Origin of the sequence: Herbaspirillum sp. C7C2 (assembly GCF_022627865.1) — a bacterium.
Taxonomy (GTDB): Bacteria; Pseudomonadota; Gammaproteobacteria; order Burkholderiales; family Burkholderiaceae_D; genus Herbaspirillum; species Herbaspirillum frisingense.
In genome coordinates, this window is sequence record NZ_JABXGI010000026.1 from 19,260 (window position 1) to 37,365 (window position 18,106).

The 18,106-nt window shown below is 63.8% G+C and carries 16 protein-coding genes; 5 read left to right on the forward strand and 11 right to left on the reverse strand.

What is annotated here, in order from left to right:
• Window positions 1–8: 8 nt before the first annotated feature.
• The 4 genes from HWE04_RS21845 to HWE04_RS21860 all read right to left on the reverse strand — a co-directional run bounded on the left by HWE04_RS21845 (window position 9) and on the right by HWE04_RS21860 (window position 5,144).
• Entirely contained in the window at window positions 9–656 is a 648-nt protein-coding gene (locus HWE04_RS21845) for an HAD family hydrolase (RefSeq protein WP_241813698.1), read from the reverse strand.
• A 59-nt stretch (window positions 657–715) separates the two neighbouring features.
• Window positions 716–1,870 (reverse strand): c-type cytochrome biogenesis protein CcsB, encoded by a 1,155-nt coding sequence (gene ccsB / locus HWE04_RS21850; protein ID WP_077234951.1) that lies wholly within the window; start codon window positions 1,868–1,870, stop codon window positions 716–718.
• Between the two features lie 96 nt (window positions 1,871–1,966).
• Complete coding sequence (locus tag HWE04_RS21855; protein ID WP_241813699.1) at window positions 1,967–4,138, reverse strand: cytochrome c biogenesis protein ResB; 2,172 nt, start codon at window positions 4,136–4,138, stop codon at window positions 1,967–1,969.
• Window positions 4,139–4,481: 343 nt separating this feature from the next.
• Window positions 4,482–5,144 (reverse strand): c-type cytochrome, encoded by a 663-nt coding sequence (locus HWE04_RS21860; protein ID WP_006464896.1) that lies wholly within the window; start codon window positions 5,142–5,144, stop codon window positions 4,482–4,484.
• A gap of 204 nt (window positions 5,145–5,348) precedes the next feature.
• Here HWE04_RS21860 and yihA point away from each other — a divergent pair, with 204 nt between their 5' ends.
• The 4 genes from yihA to HWE04_RS21880 all read left to right on the forward strand — a co-directional run bounded on the left by yihA (window position 5,349) and on the right by HWE04_RS21880 (window position 8,973).
• On the forward strand, window positions 5,349–6,077 hold the full coding sequence (yihA, locus tag HWE04_RS21865) for a ribosome biogenesis GTP-binding protein YihA/YsxC (RefSeq protein WP_006464897.1): 729 nt from the start codon (window positions 5,349–5,351) through the stop codon (window positions 6,075–6,077).
• A gap of 292 nt (window positions 6,078–6,369) precedes the next feature.
• On the forward strand, window positions 6,370–7,389 hold the full coding sequence (gene hemB, locus HWE04_RS21870; RefSeq protein WP_077234954.1) for a porphobilinogen synthase: 1,020 nt from the start codon (window positions 6,370–6,372) through the stop codon (window positions 7,387–7,389).
• Window positions 7,390–7,414: 25 nt separating this feature from the next.
• On the forward strand, window positions 7,415–8,395 hold the full coding sequence (gene sigJ, locus HWE04_RS21875; protein WP_006464899.1) for an RNA polymerase sigma factor SigJ: 981 nt from the start codon (window positions 7,415–7,417) through the stop codon (window positions 8,393–8,395).
• Window positions 8,396–8,511: 116 nt separating this feature from the next.
• Complete coding sequence (locus tag HWE04_RS21880) at window positions 8,512–8,973, forward strand: carboxymuconolactone decarboxylase family protein (RefSeq protein ID WP_006464900.1); 462 nt, start codon at window positions 8,512–8,514, stop codon at window positions 8,971–8,973.
• A gap of 151 nt (window positions 8,974–9,124) precedes the next feature.
• Here the strand turns inward: HWE04_RS21880 and HWE04_RS21885 are convergent, their stop codons facing one another.
• The 3 genes from HWE04_RS21885 to HWE04_RS21895 form a co-directional block, all read right to left on the reverse strand.
• Window positions 9,125–10,339, reverse strand: a complete 1,215-nt coding sequence (locus tag HWE04_RS21885; protein WP_006464901.1) for an ABC transporter substrate-binding protein — start codon at window positions 10,337–10,339, stop codon at window positions 9,125–9,127.
• A gap of 116 nt (window positions 10,340–10,455) precedes the next feature.
• Window positions 10,456–12,045: an aldehyde dehydrogenase (NADP(+)) gene (locus tag HWE04_RS21890; protein ID WP_077234956.1), complete on the reverse strand. Its 1,590-nt coding sequence runs from the start codon at window positions 12,043–12,045 to the stop codon at window positions 10,456–10,458.
• A 143-nt stretch (window positions 12,046–12,188) separates the two neighbouring features.
• Window positions 12,189–13,328 (reverse strand): iron-containing alcohol dehydrogenase, encoded by a 1,140-nt coding sequence (locus HWE04_RS21895; protein ID WP_182993476.1) that lies wholly within the window; start codon window positions 13,326–13,328, stop codon window positions 12,189–12,191.
• Between the two features lie 245 nt (window positions 13,329–13,573).
• Here HWE04_RS21895 and HWE04_RS21900 point away from each other — a divergent pair, with 245 nt between their 5' ends.
• Window positions 13,574–14,518, forward strand: a complete 945-nt coding sequence (locus HWE04_RS21900; protein ID WP_006464904.1) for a LysR family transcriptional regulator — start codon at window positions 13,574–13,576, stop codon at window positions 14,516–14,518.
• A gap of 79 nt (window positions 14,519–14,597) precedes the next feature.
• On the opposite strand, the gene HWE04_RS21905 is transcribed toward HWE04_RS21900, so the two are convergent.
• From HWE04_RS21905 to rplQ, 4 genes are all read right to left on the reverse strand, one after another.
• Complete coding sequence (locus tag HWE04_RS21905; RefSeq protein ID WP_241813700.1) at window positions 14,598–15,236, reverse strand: peroxiredoxin; 639 nt, start codon at window positions 15,234–15,236, stop codon at window positions 14,598–14,600.
• Window positions 15,237–15,346: 110 nt separating this feature from the next.
• Complete coding sequence (gene dsbD / locus HWE04_RS21910; RefSeq protein ID WP_241813701.1) at window positions 15,347–17,137, reverse strand: protein-disulfide reductase DsbD; 1,791 nt, start codon at window positions 17,135–17,137, stop codon at window positions 15,347–15,349.
• 27 nt (window positions 17,138–17,164) lie between these two features.
• On the reverse strand, window positions 17,165–17,512 hold the full coding sequence (gene cutA, locus HWE04_RS21915) for a divalent-cation tolerance protein CutA (RefSeq protein ID WP_006464907.1): 348 nt from the start codon (window positions 17,510–17,512) through the stop codon (window positions 17,165–17,167).
• Between the two features lie 151 nt (window positions 17,513–17,663).
• Window positions 17,664–18,059, reverse strand: a complete 396-nt coding sequence (gene rplQ / locus HWE04_RS21920) for a 50S ribosomal protein L17 (RefSeq protein ID WP_006464908.1) — start codon at window positions 18,057–18,059, stop codon at window positions 17,664–17,666.
• Window positions 18,060–18,106: the final 47 nt, after the last annotated feature.

The following is an 18,106-nucleotide window of genomic DNA, read 5'->3' on the forward strand; positions in this document are numbered from 1 at the left end:
GCCTGCGCTTAGGCAAGCTGCGCATGCAGTTGCCCGAGGTGGGTGATAACGGCCACGCCGGCGGGCAGCTCCGGGTGCAGCGCATGCTCCTGCAGGGCGATCACCTTCATGCCGGCCGCCAGACCCGCCTGTACGCCCGGCAGGCTGTCCTCCACCACGGCGCAGCGCTGCGGCGGCACGCCCAGGCGTTCGGCGGCAAACAGGAAGAGCGCGGGATCGGGTTTCCAGCGCTGCACATCGTAGGCGCTGAAGATACGCCCGGCGAAATGCGGCAGCAGGCCGGTGACGCGCAGGCACAACTCGATCTTGTGATGCGGCGCGTTGGAGGCCAGGGCGAAGGGCAGGTGCAGCTTTTCCAGCATCTCCACGGCACCGCTGATCGGCTGCAGGTGCTGCTCCAGCAGGCTGCCCATCAGCGCGCGCAATTCTTCTTCGAAATGGGCGGGCAGCACCTGGCCCCGCAATTGTTCGATGTGGGAAATGCACCACTTCATGCTGACGCCGCGAAAGCGCGCCAGCGCTTCTTCCGCGCTCAGGCTCACGCCATAGTTGGCCACGTACTCGGACCAGGCCCGCGCCGCCACCACTTCACTGTCGACCAGGGTGCCGTCGCAATCGAAGATGACCAGTTCCGGCGTCAGGGTGCTGTCGTTCATGCTTGCTCCTTATGGTTCAGGGGGGCGAGGCCGCCCTGATCAAGGAGCCGCCGACGCCGTCAAAGTTCGCCGTAGGAATGCAGACCCGAGAGGAACATATTGACTCCCAGGAAAGCGAAGGTGGTCACCAGCAGGCCGACCAGCGCCCACCAGGCCGCGGCACGGCCGCGCAGGCCCTTCATGAGGCGCATGTGCAACCAGGCCGCGTAGTTGAGCCAGACGATGAGCGCCCAGGTTTCCTTCGGGTCCCACGACCAGTAGCCGCCCCAGGCTTCGGCCGCCCACAGCGCACCCAGGATGGTGGCGATGGTGAAGAAGGCGAAACCGACGGCAATGGCCTTGTACATCACATCATCCAGCACCTCCAGCGGGGGCAGGCGATCGGCCAGGTAACCGCGCTCGCGCAGCAGATAGGCCACGGCCACCATGGCGGCCAGGGCGAAGGTGCCATAACCGATGAAATTGGCCGGCACGTGGATCTTCATCCACCAGCTTTGCAGCGCCGGTACCAAAGGCTGGATCTCGGCCGCATCCCGCGAGACGGTATACCACATCAGGAAGCCCACCGCCGCCGTGATGACGGTCAGCACGAAGGCACCCAGCTGGCGGGTGGCGTAGCGCTCTTCGTAATACAGATAGAACAGCGCCGTGATCAGGCAGAACAGGATGAAGACTTCATACAGGTTGGAAATGGGGATGTGGCCCACGTCCGGCCCGATCAGGTAGGACTCGTACCAGCGCACCATCAGGCCGGTAAAGCCCAGCACCACGGCCGCCCAGCACAGGCGCGAGCCGATGGCGTTGCCGGTGCCGGCGGTGGTGGCCAGGCCGCCCCAGTAGAACAGGGTGGACAGGCAGAACAGCGCGCTCATCCAGAGAATGGCGGACTGGCTGGAGAGCATGTATTTCAGGAAGAACTTCTTGTCGGCCAACTCCAGTGCGCCGCCGTACATGGCGATGGCACCCAGCGAGAGCACCGCGATCACCACCATCAGCAGGCGTACCGGCTTCCAGTGCCAGCCCAGCCAGGCGAAGGTGGGTGCGGCCAGCAGCAGCACCGCCTTCTCGTAGTAATCCATGTAGGCGCCGAAGCGCCCGAAGGCGTACAGCGCGCCGGCCACCAGCAAGGCGGCGTAGAGCCAGTCCACGATGCCAAGGCGGCGGAAGAAGCCCTGTTCTTCAGAATAGGCCTGGTTTGCTTGGGTCAGTTCCATTGTGTTCTCCACTGCTGCTGTCCCGGGCGGTGCCAGCCAAAGCGGCTGGCGCGCTGATCTGCCCCGGATGATAACCGCCATACGTCGGCGGCATGTTCAATCTTTACCGGTTCCGCTTGCGGCCGGCGATGCCGCCCCCGAGAGGCGGCCCTTCATCTGCTCGAATTCCTTGTCGAAGTCCAGCGTACGGCGCTGGGTGCTCATGGCCATCAGCGCCTGGCTGCCCTGGCCATCGGCGGCCGGCTTGATCCAGATCCACAGACGGCGCTCGCGGATGTACAGCATCGCGAACACCCCCAGCACCAGGAACAGACAGCCCAGGTAGACCACCTTCTTGCCCGGCGAACGCGTCACCTGCAGCACAGATGCCTTGATCTCCTGGAAGCCCGATAGTTGCAGGAACACCGGGGCCGGATAGAAGGCGGCATCAGCCAGTGCATTGATGGAAAGCTGCAGGAAGCGACCATGCTTCTCGTCGCTGCTCACCGCCGCCAGGCCATCCTTGGCGCGGGCCGCCTGCCAGAGTTCCCACATGCTGCCGTTGAGGATCTTCATGAAGATATCGGCGGCCTTTTCCTGTTCGGCCGACGGCAGCTGCTCCAGGAAGCGGGTCACGGCGATATAGCCGGACACCTTGCCATCACCGGCGAAGATGGACAGGCCGCGCAGCGCCGACTGCTGCAGCTGCTCACGCAGCACCGGCGAGGCTTCGCGCCCGCCACTGATGGCCTGCTGGGCATAGCGACGGGCGGCTTCCTCGCGCAGCGCCGGATTGGCCAGGGCGGCGCGCAGGCGCATCCACTCGGCCACGCTGTCGTTGTCGTCGGCCGGGATGCGCAGGTAGCGGAAAGGCTGGTCGGGCTGCTCGCGCATGCCGGCCAGGAAGACGTCGGCGCCGTCGATGGGCAGCGACTGCATGTAGTTGAAATACTCGCGGGCCTGGCCGGTCTTGTCGCGCAACTTGTATTGCACACTCGGGCCGACGTTCTTGAAGTCCTTGCTGTTGGCATTCTTGGCACTGGAGCCCAGGTGCTTGTCCAGGCCCTCGATGAAGCCGCGATTGACGTTCTTGCCGACGTTGACCGCGCGTGCATCACCCGAGGTGGAGCCGGCAGTGGAGCCCGAGGCCGCGGCCTGCATGTTTTCCACATTGAAGGGACGGAAGCCGCTCCATTCGATGGTGTAGTCGCCCAGCGCGGTGGGCAGCGCAGTGGTGCCGTTGACCTCGCCGGCCAGTTCAAAACGACCGTTGGCACCGCCCCGCATCGGATAGCCGACCAGTTTGAGCTTGCTGCCGCCGTCCTCGAAGCTGGACTGGTAGATCGCCACGCCCTTGTAGATCAGCGGCTCGTTGACCTTGATGGTGGCGGCGGTCTCGCGGCCGGTTTCATGGTCGCGCACCACCACTTCGCTGGCGAACAGCTTGGGCATGCCGGTGGAGTAGAAATCGATGATGAAGCGCTTGAGCGAGATGGTGAAGGGCAGGTCCTGGATCATCACGCCATCCTTTTGCGGAATGATGGCCGTGCTGCTGCTGGAGCCTTCCGGGATCAGCGTATTGCCGCGGAAGGTCGGGTTGTTCAGGCCCAGGCGATAGCGTTCAGGAATCTCGGAAATGATGCCGTTGCCGGCGAAGGCCTGCTTGCCATAGAACCACTGCTGGAAGCGGATCGGCAGGTCCGAGTCGAGCAAGCCACCCAGGCAGATGATGACGATGGCCGCGTGCGCGAAGATGTAGCCCCACTTGTTGGCCGCACCCTGCTTGGCCGCCAGCAGCATTGCGCCATCCCGGTCGGCCAGCTTGGTCTTGTAGCCCTTGGACGCCACCTGCCGCACCAGTCGGGCCGCGGCCTCGGCCGGCGCCTCGCCGCTCTGCCACTCGTGCTTGTGATGGAAATTGCGCAGCGACTGCTCGCGCACGTTGTCGCGCCAGCTTTTGGCGTCGCGCAGCATCTTGGGACCGTTGCGGGCGATGCACAGCGAGGTCGACAGCACCAGGAAACCCATGATCAGCAGGAACCACCAGGCCGAATAGACCGCGTACAGACCCACCTTGGCGAAGATCTCGAACCAGAACGGGCCGAACTGGTTGACGTAGTTGGGCATCGGCTCGTTCTGCTTCATCACCGTACCGATCACCGAGGCGATGGCGATCAGCGTCAACAGGCTGATGGCAAAACGCATCGATGAGATCAGTTCGACCGCCTCTCCCAACCAGCGCTGGCGGGTCCTGATCTGGATTCCTTGGGTACTGCTGCCCGTCGTCATATTCCTGCCTTACCGGACCGGGCCTGCCGGTTCCGCTTACCTGGGGGGCACCTTGCCGGTCGGCAAAGCGATGCGAACCCGGATTTTACCGCTCCGGGAGAAAGTCCGTGATATGCCATCGGCAATAGGCGCCAACGCCATCCGGGTATGTCGGCGCGCTGGGCCGCAGCCGGACCAGCGCGACGGGCGATATCTTCGGCCAGGCGGGCCCGGAATGCCACGACCTGCATCAAGGCAGGTGAAGGCTGATGAAGGCAAAGGGAGGGCCAATGAAGCCGATGAAAAAAGGCGGCACGGGGCCGCCTTTGATCTTGCCATCCCTCTGCGCAATCCCGCAGATGGCTTATTTCAGGCCGGCGATGTAATCGGCCACTGCCTTGATTTCCTTGTCCGACAGGCGTTCGGCAATGCTGGTCATCTGCACGCTGTTGGTACGCGCGCCGCCGCGGAAGTTGGTCAACTGGGCCACCGTGTAATCCTGGTGCTGGCCGGCCAGGCGCGGATACTGGGCCGGAATGCCGGCACCATTGGGGCTGTGGCAGCCGGCACAGGCCGGCACGTTCTTGGCGGCGATGCCACCGCGCCAGATGTGCTTGCCCAGGTCGATGGTGTCCTTGTTCTTGGCCGCGCCGGGCTTGGGTGCCTGGGTGGCCAGATAAGCCGCGACGTTGTGGATGTCCTCGTCCGACAAGGCCTTGGCCATCGGCGACATCACCGGATTGTTGCGATCCGGGGTACGGAAGTTCAGCAACTGCTTGGCGATGTAGGCCTCATGCTGGCCGGACAGTTTGGGATTCTGGGTGATGGTCGAATTGCCTGCCGCGCCGTGGCAGGACACGCAGGCCACGATGTTGCGCGCATTGTCGCCATTGGTGTAGAGCGCTTCGCCCTTGGCCGGATCGGCCTTGATCGGGGTCTTCTTGTCGTCAGCCGCGTGGGCTGCGCTGGCCACTGCCAGGATGGCAGCAAAAACGGAGTACAACAGTGGGGAAAAGGCACGGTTCATTCGTCACCCTAATACTTATTGTGGAATTGAGAGATTTTGCCCGTTCGGCGGCTAGCTGCCCCTAAACCAAATGCCCGTCGTTTGACCTGTCTCCAATGGCCGCCATATTTTTTACTTGCCCGGCGTCAACGAGGCGTTGGGTTTCGGGCCATTGTACAATAGCTTCTCCGCGTTTTTCCCTCCTCTTTCGGATTTCCCCCCACCATGTCGCAACTTTGGCAAGCCCGTTTCTTCACCACCGTCAATCACCTGCGGGACCTGCCCAAGACCAGCGTACCGGAGATCGCCTTCGCCGGGCGTTCCAATGCCGGCAAGTCCAGTGCCATCAACGTACTGTGCAACCAGAAACGCCTGGCCTTCGCCTCCAAGACGCCGGGACGCACCCAGCACATCAACTATTTCTCCATCGGCGGCGCCCACGTCGGGCAGCACCGCAACGACGAGGCGCGCCCGGATGACATCCGGGCCATGCTGGTGGACTTGCCAGGCTATGGCTATGCCGAGGTGTCCGGCTCGGCCAAGCACCACTGGCAAGCCCTGCTGGGCGACTACGTACGACAGCGCGAACAGCTGGCAGCGCTGGTGATGATCGTCGATTCGCGCCGTCCCTTCACCGACCTGGATATCCAGATGATCGAGTGGTTCGCACCGACCGGCAAACCCATCCATTGCATTCTGAGCAAGGCCGACAAGCTCAACCGCAATGAGTCCACCAACGCCCTGCGCCAGGCCCAGACCTACCTGCAGAGCTATGTCGATGAAAACGGCCAGCCCTTCCCGTTCACGGTGCAACTGTTTTCCGCCCTCAAGCGGACCGGCCTGGAAGAGGCCAACGACAAGATCGTGGAACTGGCCGGCCTGAACCAGCCAGCAGCCTCGGCCGCGGTGGCCGACGACGACGTCGCCCAAGATCAGGACACACAGCAAGCCTGATCGCCGACAAGGCGACATCCTTCGGACCGGAGTAAAACGTCATGACGAAAAAAACCCCGGAGAACAGGGATATTCTCCGGGGCGAACGCCTATCGCTAGCGCGATCGGCCCCGCTCAGGGAGGGAAGGGGAAGCGGGGGGCAAATGAATTACCCGCAGCAAAGATAAGCCATACCGAGGGAAAGTTGTTCGCCGCTCGAATCTAAGCAGGCAATTTTCCGAAGTTAGCGATATTTGCCTAGAAAATATTTCAAGATAGCGTCATACAACATCTCTTTATTGAAAGCGAACCTATGTCCTTGACCGATTTCAGTTCCAACGCCGCCTACCCTGCCCTGCGCATGCGCCGCATGCGTCGCGATGCCTTCTCGCGCGCGCTGATGGCCGAAAACGTCATCACCAGCGCCGACCTGATCTATCCGGTATTCGTGCAGGAAGGTCAGAACCTGCGCACCCCCGTGGCCTCGCTGCCGGGCGTGGAACGCCTGTCGCTGGATGCGCTGCTGCCGGTGGCCGAAGAATGCGTGAAGCTGGGCGTGCCGGTGCTGGCGCTGTTCCCGGTGATCGATCCGGCCCTGAAGACGCCCGATGGCATCGAAGCCACCAACCCGGATGGACTGGTCCCACGTGTGGTGCGGGCGCTGAAAGAGCGCTTCCCCGAACTGGGCGTGCTGTGCGACGTGGCGCTGGACCCCTACACCAGCCACGGCCAGGACGGCGTGCTGGACGAGACCGGCTACATCCTCAACGATGAAACCCTCGCGCTGCTGGTCAGGCAGGCGCAAACCCAGGCCGATGCCGGCGTGGACGTGGTCGCCCCCTCGGACATGATGGACGGCCGCATCGCCGCCATCCGCGCCATGCTGGAAGCAAAGGGCCATATCTACACCCGCATCATGGCCTACTCGGCCAAGTATGCCTCGGCCTTCTACGGCCCCTTCCGCGATGCGGTCGGCTCGGCCGCCAACCTGGGCAAGGGCAGCAAGGCCACCTACCAGATGGACCCGGCCAACAGCGACGAGGCCCTGCGCGAAGTCGCGCTGGACCTCAAGGAAGGCGCCGACATGGTGATGGTCAAGCCGGGCATGCCTTACCTGGACATCGTGCGCCGCGTGAAGGACGAATTCCGCGTGCCCACCTTCGCCTACCAGGTCAGCGGCGAATACGCGATGATCAAGGCCGCCGCCCAGAACGGCTGGCTGGATCACGACAAGACCATGATGGAAGCCATGATGGCCTTCAAGCGCGCCGGCGCCGATGGCGTGCTGACCTACTTCGCGCTGGACATCGCGCGCAAGCTCAAGCAGGGCTGATCCTCGGCACCCGCCGGCTGCGCTGATGGCAGACGATCTCGACCTCTTCACCCGCCACCGGCCGCGCCTGTTCGGCGTGGCCTACCGCATGCTGGCCTCGCGCAGCGATGCCGAAGACGTGCTGCAGGACGCCTGGCTGCGCTGGCATGCCCAGGACCGGCAGCAACTGGAATCGGCCGAGGCCTGGCTGGTGACGGTGGTGACGCGGCTGTGCATCGATCGCCTGCGCCAGCTGCAGCAGGAGCGCCAGCACTACGTCGGCCACTGGCTGCCGGAACCCCTGGTGGACCTGGCCGAACCGGCCGCCGAGATCGACCTGTACGGCCAGGCCAGCCTGGCGCCTTCGCCGGAGGCGCTGCTGGAGCAGCATAGCGATGTGTCCTTTGCCTACCTGTTGCTGCTGGAGCGCCTCAAACCCGAGGAGCGCGCCGCCTTCCTGCTGCGCGAAGTATTCGACAACGACTACCCCGACATCGCCGCCATCCTGCAGAAATCTGAGGCCAGCTGTCGCCAGCTGGTGCACCGCGCCCGCGAACGCCTGTCGCGCCATGATGCCAAATCGGCCGGCGCGCCCGGCAGCGTGACCCCGCGCACCACCCTGCGCGCGGCCTCCAGTCCGGTCACCCGCGAAACCCACGCTCTGCTGCTGGAAAAGTTCATGCAAGCGGTCCAGAGTGGCCAGCGCGACGCCATGCTGGGCCTGCTGGCCGAGGATGCCCGCCTGATCGGCGACGGCGGTGGCAAGGTCGCTTCCTTCCCCCATCCGCTGGCCGGCGCCGAGCGCATCTCCTGGCTGTACTACGCCAACCTGCGCCGCTTCGGCGAGCGCATCGCCTATCGTGCAGCCTCGGTCAACGGCACGCCGGGCCTGCTGCGCTACGTCGATGGCACGCTGGAATCGGCCCAGGTGCTGGAAACCGAGGGTGGGCGCATTCGCGAGATCTACGTGGTCCGCAATCCGGACAAGCTGGCGGCCATTGCCCGTCAGCAGCTGGACCCGACCTGAAGATTATTTCGCTTCTTTTTTCCGAAAACTGTCACAACACGACACCCCGCTCCGTCTAGTGGAGGAACACCGGCGATTCGCGCCGCTGTCACCTCACCCACTGATGGAGAATTGTCATGTCCGACTTCAAGCAACGTCTGCCCCACGCCAAGCTCGCCGCTCCCGCCTTCAACGCCCTGCTCAAGGCCAGCGAAGCGGTGCACCAGAGCGGGGTCGATCCCAAGCTGCTGGAACTGGTATTCCTGCGCGTCTCCCAACTCAACGGTTGCGCCTTCTGCGCCGACATGCACTCGCATGACCTGCTCAAGAATGGCGAAGACCAGCAGCGCCTCAACACCCTGGCCGCCTGGCGCGAAATCCCCTTCTTCACCGAACAGGAGCGCGCCGCGCTGAACTGGGCCGAACGCTTCACCTATCTGCACCAGCAGGATGGCGAGAAGGACGATGCCGCCTTCGCCCTGCTGCAACAGCACTTCAGCGAGGCCGAGATCGCCAACCTGACCTTCGCAGTGGCCATCATCAACGCCTGGAACCGCCTGGGCGTGGCCATGCGTCCGCAGGTACCGCGCCGCGCCTGAGAACGCAGCGTCCGGACGAAAAAAAAACGCACCCCGGTCACCCGGGATGCGTAGAACATGGTCCGATCCACATCAGACTTTCTGCTCAAAAAGGGGCGGGCGGCGCACTCACGGGCGGCGCCCTGCTGGGCGTTTCAATATCGGCGCTGGCTTACTTCCAGAGCGCGCACTTGGATTCGGCCTTGGTCATGTAGGCCTGCTCGCCGGGAATGGTCTGCACCAGCTTGTAATAATCCCAGGGGCGCTTCGATTCTGAAGGTTTCTTCACCTCCATCAGATACATGTCATGCACCATGCGGCCGTCCGGACGCACCACGCCATTGCTGGTGAAGAAATCGTTGATGCGGTTCTTGCGCAGGTAATCCATGACCTGGTCCGGATCGGTGCTGCCCACGGCCTTCACCGCCTTCAGATACTGCCCCACAGCCGAGGCATCACCAGCCTGGAACATGGACGGCATCTTCTTCATCTTCATGAAGTAGCGATTGGCCCAGGCGCGGCTCTGGTCGTTGAGGTCCCAGTACCAGCCATCGGTGAGGTACATCCCTTGCGTGAGCTGCAGGCCCAGCGAGTGGGTATCGTTGATGAAGATCAGGAGCCCCGCCAGCTTCATGGTCTTGTTCACGCCGAATTCATTGGCCGCCTTGATGGCATTGATGACGTCGCCGCCAGCCACCGCCAACCCCAGGATCTGGGCCTTGGAGGATTGCGCCTGCAGCAGGAAGGACGAGAAATCCGAGGTCGCCAGCGGGACCCGGGTGGCGCCCACGACGTTGCCACCATTGCTCTTGACGACATCGCTGGTATCTTTTTCCAGCGAGGTGCCGAAGGCATAGTCGGCCGTCAGGAAGTACCAGGACTTGCCGCCCTGACGGGTGATGGCTGCCCCCGTGCCGCGCGCCAGGGCCGTGGTGTCATAGGCGTACTGGATGGTGTAGGCGTTGCATTCCTCGTTGGTCTGGCGCGTGGTGCCGGCGCCGACCGAGATGAAGACCTTCTTCTTTTCGCCCGCCACCTTGCCCATGGCCAGGCTGGCCGCCGAGTTCACGCCACCGACCAGCATGTCCACGCCGTCGCGGTCGAACCATTCACGCGCCTTGTTGGCGGCGATGTCGGCCTTGTTCTGGTGGTCGGCAAAGACCAGTTCCACCTTCTTGCCGTTGATGGTGCCGCCGGCATCGGCGATGGCCATGCGGATCGCCTCGACGCCGCCCTGGCCGTCGAAGTCGGCATAGGTGCCGGACATGTCGGTGATGAAGCCGATCTTGATCGTGTCGCCCGCCGCGTGGGCGGAAGGGATGGTCGCTGCGCCGAACAGCGCGCAGACGGTAGCAGACAGCGCAGCGCGCTGGATGGATTTCATCATGAGTCTCCTCCTCTTGGGGTCTTGGGATATTGTTGTTGCGACCCCGCAATCGAGTGCGGGGAAGGTGGAACAGGACCGACGACAAGGCGCCGGTCCGGGTGCTGCAACGTGCTGGATCAGGCGACGGTGGCGCGGGTCTGCTCGCCATCGACCAGGCGCATCAGGCCCAGGGGGTTGGCGTTCTGCAGCGGTGCCGGCAGCATCGCGTCGGGGTAGTTCTGGTAGCACACCGGACGCAGGAAGCGCTCGATGGCCAGCGTACCGACCGAGGTGCCACGGGCGTCCGAGGTGGCCGGATAGGGGCCACCGTGAACCATCGCATCACACACCTCGACACCGGTCGGGAAGCCGTTCAACAGCAGGCGGCCGGCCTTCTGTTCCAGGATCGCGATCAGATCCTGATTGCCTTGCAGATCACCGATCTCGGCTTGCAGGGTGGCGGTCAGCTGGCCGTTCATCTTGGCGGCGAAGTCCAGCAGTTGCTCGCGACTTTCCAGTTCGACGATGACGGTGGAGGGGCCGAAGACTTCCTCTTCCAGCGGCGCTTCCTTGGAGAACAGCAGTGCGGCATCGGCCTTGAACAGATGCGGCACGGCCTGGGTATAGCTGGTGCCGCCGGTGGCGATCACCTTCACGCCCGGCAACTGGGTCAGGCGCGCAACACCGCCGTTGTAGTGGGTCAGGCCGCCGCTGTTGAGCATGGTGGCCGGATTGCTGCCGCCGAAGGCCGCCGACAGCTTTTCGATGAAGGCGGTCAGCTCGGGCGAACGCACACCCAGCAGCAGGCCCGGGCTGGTGCACAGCTGGCCCACGCCGACCGTGACCGAACCGGCCAGGTCCTTGGCAATGGCGTCACCGCGCACCTTCAGCGCTTCCGACATCAGGATGATGGGGTTGATGCTGGACATCTCGGCAAACACCGGAATCGGTTGCGGACGGGCAGCCGCCATGTCGCACAGGGCACGGCCACCACGCAGCGAGCCGGTGAAGCCGACTGCCTGGATGCCGGCGCTCTTGACCAGCTGGGCGCCCACACGGTCGCCATAGACCATGTTGAAGGTGCCGGCCGGCATGCCGGTCTTCTTGACGGCGCGCTCGATGGCATCGGCCACCAGTTCGGAGGTCACCAGGTGGCCGCTGTGGGCCTTGAAGACCACCGGGCAGCCTGCTGCCAGGGCGGCGGCGGTATCACCACCGGCCACCGAGAAGGCCAGCGGGAAGTTGCTGGCGCCGAACACGGCTACCGGACCCACGCCGATCTTGTATTGGCGGATATCCGGACGCGGCAGCGGTTGGCGCTGCGGCAGGGCGGTATCGATGCGCGCACCGTAGAAGTCGCCACGGCGCAGGACCTTGGCGAACAGGCGCATCTGGCCGCTGGTGCGGGCGCGTTCACCGGCCAGGCGCGGCGTGGCCGGCAGAGCGGTTTCACGGGCCACGGCGGCGAGGAAATCCTCACCCAGGGCATCGATCTCGTCGGCGATGGCTTCCAGGAACTGGGCGCGCTGTTGCGAGGTGGTGGCGCGGTACAGCGGATAGGCCTTCTCGGCCGCATCCACGGCGGCGGCCACTTCGTTTTCGGTGGCGGTCAGGAAGGGGGTCTCGAAGAGCGCGCCGGTGGTCGCGTCCACGCTATGCAGGGCGACGTCGCCCTGACCGCTGCGCTGGCCGCCGATGTAGTTGTGTCCAAGGATCTTGTAGCTCACGATGTGCTCCTGCTGGTTTCGTTGATGCCGCCCGGGTTCGGGTCAGGCATGAGAGCCGCGCCCGCGCAATGCGGGAGCAGCTGAGGGGGGCTTGCGGGACAGGCCGGCCATGGCCGCTGCCCTGCGCCGGTCATTGTCGGCCATCACATGGATTGCTGCAGCATCTGCAGGTAATCCTGTTCCGAGGCCTCGCGCGGATTGGTCTTGTGGCTGTGATCGGCCAGCGCGCCCTTGATGATCTGCGGGAACATGGACTCGCTCACGCCCAGTTCACCCAGGCCGGCCGGCAAGCCCAGGCGACGGCTCATGTCGCGGATCGCCGGGCCGATCTCGGCACCGCTGGCCAGGCCCATGGCATGGGCCATGCGCGCCATCTTGTTGTCCTTGACCATGGTCGGCGCGCTTTCGTTGAAGGCGATGATGGCCGGCAGGAAGATGGCATTGAGGGTGCCGTGGTGCAGCTTGGGATTGATGCCGCCCAGCGAGTGCGACAGGCTGTGTACGCAACCCAGGCCCTTCTGGAAGGCCATGGCGCCCTGCATCGAGGCACTCATCATGTTGAGTCGTGCTTCGCGGTCGCCCGGCTCACGGGTGGCGCGTTCGATATGCGCCCAGGCGCGCCACAGGCCATCCAGCGCGATGCCATCGGCAGGCGGATTGAAGGACGGTGCCATGAAGGTTTCCAGGCAGTGGGCGATGGCGTCCATGCCGGTGGCGGCGGTCATCAGCGGCGGCAGGCCCAGCGTCAGCTCGGGGTCGCAGATGGCCAGCCGGGGCACCAGGTAGGGCGAGATGATGCCGACCTTGCGGCCGTCGTCCAGGATGAGGATGGCGCCACGGCCGACTTCGCTGCCGGTACCGGCGGTGGTCGGAATGGCGATCACCGGCGCGGTCCGGGCGGTGATGTTGGACAGGCCGCCTTCGATCAGCGCGAACGACTTCAGCGGTCCCTCATGCGTACCGCAGACCGCCACACCCTTGGCCAGGTCGATGGAAGAGCCGCCACCCACGGCCACGATGCCGTCGCAGCCCTGCTCGCGGAACAGCGCCACGGCCGCACGTACGGCAGCTTCGTTGGGGTTGGGCGGGGTCTGGTCGTAGACCACGGCCGCACTGCCTTCCTTGAGCTGCGCCAGGACCTTGTCCAGCAGACCGGCATTGCGGATGCCCATGTCGGTGACCACCAGCGGCTTCTTGATGCCGATGCGATCGCATTCCTGCTGCAGCAGCGCCAGTGCGCCGTAGTCGAACTGGACCTGGGTGATGTAGTTGATGAGTGCCATTAGGGTACCGTTAGGTGCAATTAAGCTTCGAATCATGCTGCGATTACATAGCCATGATTCATAGATGTCGCCAGCCAGGCCGCGGTCTGGGGGTGTCGACGCCGTCCTGCGAGCCCGACCTTTTCCCTCTGCGACCTGCTTTTGAAAGCGAGACTCTAAGCCATCGCCCGGCCCTTGGCTAATGAGAGCTGTTGATATGGGTATAACCAAAGCTCATACTGGAGGCCTATTCGAGGATCAACGCCATGCACAACACCCTGCCCTCCCTGGCCTCCATCACCTCCCGCCTGCACCTGCGCCAGTTAAGGCTTCTGATTGCCCTGTCCGACCACGGCTCGCTGCTCAAGGCGGCCGAGCAGGTGGCCCTGACCCAGCCCGGCGCCAGCAAGGCGCTGCAGGAGATCGAAAGCACCCTGGGCGTGCAACTGTTCACCCGCACCAACCGCGGGCTGGAGCCCACCGAGCTGGGCCATTGCGTGATCCGCTATGCGCGGCTGATCCAGACCGACCTGACCCACCTGCGGGAAGAGATGCTGTCGATCATGCAAGGTCATGGCGGCCGACTGGCAGTGGGCACCATCATGGGAGCAGTGCCGTTGTTGACCGATGCGCTGACGCGCCTGCTGGAGAGCCATCCCTCGCTGTCGGTGGAGATCGTCGAAGACACCAGTGCCCGATTGCTGCGCCTGCTCGACCAGGGCCGGCTGGATCTGGCGATCTGCCGCACCAGCATCAGCCAGCGCCCGGACCTGTATGACGCCTTCAACATCCATGACGAACAACTGGCGGTGGTGGCCAGTGTGCAGCATCCCCTGGCCGGAGCATCCAGTCTGCAACTGGCGGATCTGGCCGATTCGCGTTGGGTGGTGTATTCGGCCAACATGCCGATGCGGCTCACGCTGGAGCGGGAATTCCACGACGCCGACCTGCGCTTCCCGCTGCACCTGATGGAAACCACCTCGGCCTTCACCACGCTGTCGCTGCTCCAGAAGAATCCGCATTTCGTGGCCCTGCTGTCGGTGGACGTGGCGCAGTTCTGCACGCGTTTCGGCATGACGCGCATCCTGCCGCTGCAATTGCATACCCGCAGCGAACCCTATCAGTTGGTGACCCGGCACGGCACCATGCTCTCCCCAGTGGCACGGCTGTTCATCGACGACTTTGCGCGCACGGTGGCGCCGCAAGAGTGAGCCCGGCCCGCTTGGTGCGCCAAACAAAAAGCGCTCCCGCAGGAGCGCTTTTCTCTGGTCCGGCTGACCGCTTGCCGGATTACTTGTTCGGTTGCGGGGTGATACGCAGGTAAGGGCGCGGCGACTTGTAGCCCTTGGGATATTTCTGCTTGATGACTTCCTCATCCTTGATCGACAGCGGGATGATGACGTCGTCGCCGTCCTTCCAGTTACCCGGGGTGGCCACGGTGTAGCCATCGGTCAGTTGCAGGGCATCGATGACGCGCAGCACTTCGTCGAAGTTGCGGCCGGTGCTCATCGGGTAGGTGATGATGAGGCGCACCTTCTTCTTGGGATCGATGACGAACAGCGAACGCACCGTAGCCGTCTCGGACTGGTTGGGGTGGATCATGTCGTAGAGACCGGCGACCTTCTTGTCGACGTCGGCCACGATGGGGAAGCCGACCACGGTCTGCTGGGTTTCCTCGATGTCCTTGATCCACTGGTTGTGGGCCTCGGCACCGTCCACCGACAGGGCGATGGCCTTGACGTTGCGCTTGTCGAATTCGGGCTTGAGCTTGGCCGTCAGGCCCAGCTCGGTGGTGCAGACCGGCGTGAAGTCAGCCGGGTGGGAGAACAGCACGACCCAGGAATCACCGGCCCAGTCGTGGAATTTGATCTTGCCGATCGAGGATTCTTGCTCGAAATCCGGTGCAGTATCGCCCAGGCGCAGCGTCATGGTGGTCTCCTTGGTTGAACGGTTGAAAACAGAAAGGCTGACTATAACGCGATGCCCGCGTCAGGCCAACGACTATAAAGTGGTATCCAAATAACGCAGCGCAATGATTTCTACAGGTTTTGCAGCGTGGACATGAACTTGTCCGCATCCTGGTAACCGATCACGCGGCGTTGTACCAGCTCGCGTCCGTCAGCATCGAAAAACATGATCCCGGGCGGACCGAAGAGATTGAAGCGCTTGAGCATGGCGCGGTCATCGGCATTGTTGGCAGTCACATCGATCTGCAGCAGCAGCATCTGGCCGAAGCGCTCCTTCACGCGCTGGTCACTGAAGGTGAAGCGTTCCATTTCCTTGCAGGAAACGCACCAGTCGGCGTAGAAGTCCAGCATCACCGGACGGCGCTCACCGGCGGCATTCTGCTGCAGGGCCGCGTCCAGCTCGGCGCTGGAACGGATGCGCACGAAGTCCGCGCCGGCCACCGCGGTACCCTGCGCGCGCAGATGCGACAGCGGCGCCAATGGGTCGCGACCACCGGTCACCACGCTGACCAGTTGCAGCAGACCCAATGTGACCACTGCCAGGCCGAGTCCACGTGCGATCCAGCCTGCCGGGCGGGACCACAGCAGGAAGGCGCCATAGCCGATGCCCAGCATCGCCCAGCCCGCCATCTGCAGCCAGGACGGGATCACCGGCGAGACCATCCACAGCGCCGTACCCAGCATGAGCACGCCAAAGAAGCGCTTGACCGCATCCATCCAGGCGCCTGCACGCGGGAGCAAGGCGCCGGCAGACGCACCGATGAGCAGCAGCGGTACGCTCATGCCGGCGGCCATCGCAAACAGGGCGCTACCGCCCAGCACCACATTGCCGGTCTGGCTGATGTAGAGAAGTGCCCCGGCCAGCGGCGCGGCCACGCACGGGCCGACGATCAGCGCCGAGATCGCGCCCATCAGGAACACGCCCAGCCATTTGCCGCTGCCATTGCCCGAGGCCGAGGACAGGCGGGATTGCACGGAGGCCGGCACCTGCAGCGTGTAGACGTCGAACATCGACAGGGCCAGTACCGCCATCAGCAGCGCAAAGCCGGCCAGCATCCACGGGTTTTGCAGATAGGCCGACAAGCCCTCGCCCAGCATCCCGGCGGCCACACCCAGGGCGGTATAGACCAAGGCCATACCAAGCGAGTAGGCGACCGACATCAGGAAGCTGCGAGCGCGGCCACCGCCGGCGGCAGTCTGCTGGCCGACGATGATCGAGGACAGGATGGGCAGCATCGGCAGCACGCAAGGCGTGAAGGAGAGTCCAATACCCAGCACGAAGAACAGCGACAGGATGCTCCACAGCTTGCCGCTCTTCAGTACGGCGGCAATTCCGTCGATATCGCTGCCGCCGGTGGCCTGCATCGCATCACCGCCGCCCGCGCCCACGCTCTGGCCGGTCGCCTGGGGCGACATGGTCAGCTTGAGCGTCATCGGTGGATAACATAGCCCCTTGTCGGCGCAACCTTGCGACACCGCCACCACGGTAAATCTGTCCACAGCGCCGCTGACCGACATGCGGGCCGTCACCGATTGGTGATAGGTCTCCACTTCCTTCTGGAAGTTGTCGTCATATTTGCGCTTGCCGGGGGGGAATTGCGGCTCGCCCAGTGTTGCGCCCTCGGCGCTGAAATGGAAGCGGTCGCGGTACATGTAATAGCCATCGGCGATGCGATAGCTCAATTCGAGGGTCCCGGCATCGACCATGCGTCCGCTGAGCTGGAAGGCCTGCTCCGGCGGAAGATAATCTTCGGCGGCATGCGCCACGATCGTGGACAGCGTGGCCACCAGCATCAGCAGACACTGCAGGGAGAGCAGCCACAAGCGCTGCAGGCGCCGGCCAATCCGGTGGCGCGTCATCATGGGATTCAACGGAGTTCCTTGTGTGCTTTACAGGCGTAATGGCCGGGCGGTTTCATCCTGCATCCAGGCGAGGTAGGCCGGAAGACCTGCCGTGACCGGCAGGGCGATGATCTCCGGCACATCATAGGGATGCAACTGCAGGATGGTCCGCTCCAGCTCCTGGTAGCGCGCCTGCGTGGTCTTGATCAGCAAGGGGATTTCGCTCTCACGCTGCATCTTGCCTTGCCAGCGATAGACCGAGCTCACCGGCGCCAGGATATTGACGCAGGCCGCCAGCCCTTGTTCCACCAGGGCTGTGGCGATCTTTTCGGCCAGCGCCTGATCCGGCACATTGGCCAGGACCAGAAGCGGTTGGTTCAACAGGGACGAGGTCATGTCAGCATCTCCTTGCACATGCCGTATTCAACCACAGACTGCGCCCGCGCGCCGCCATGCAAGCTCAGGACATGCCGCGGAAAAGGGCCGCCAAAAACAAAAAAAGCCAGGCTGAGCCTGGCTTTTCTGCAGAGACGGACAAGCGAGTGAATTACTCAGCGGTCGGGGCATCAGCGGCGTCGCTGACTTCCGGACGGTCCACCAGCTCGACGAACGCCATCGGTGCGTTGTCGCCTTGACGGAAGCCCATCTTCAGGATGCGCAGGTAGCCGCCGTTACGGGCAGCGTAGCGCGGGCCCAGTTCAGAGAACAGCTTGCCGACGATTTCGCGATCGCGCAGGCGGTTGAAGGCCAGACGCTTGTTGGCCAGGGTGTCGGTCTTGCCCAGGGTCAGGATCGGCTCGACGACGCGGCGCAGTTCCTTGGCCTTCGGCAGGGTGGTCTTGATGGCTTCATGACGCAGCAGGGAGACAGTCATGTTGCGCAGCATGGCCAGACGGTGGGACGAAGTACGATTCAGTTTGCGGAGACCGTGACGGTGACGCATGGTAATTTCCTTTCAGGTTACAGTTTTGATCCAGTTCTTCTATCGGC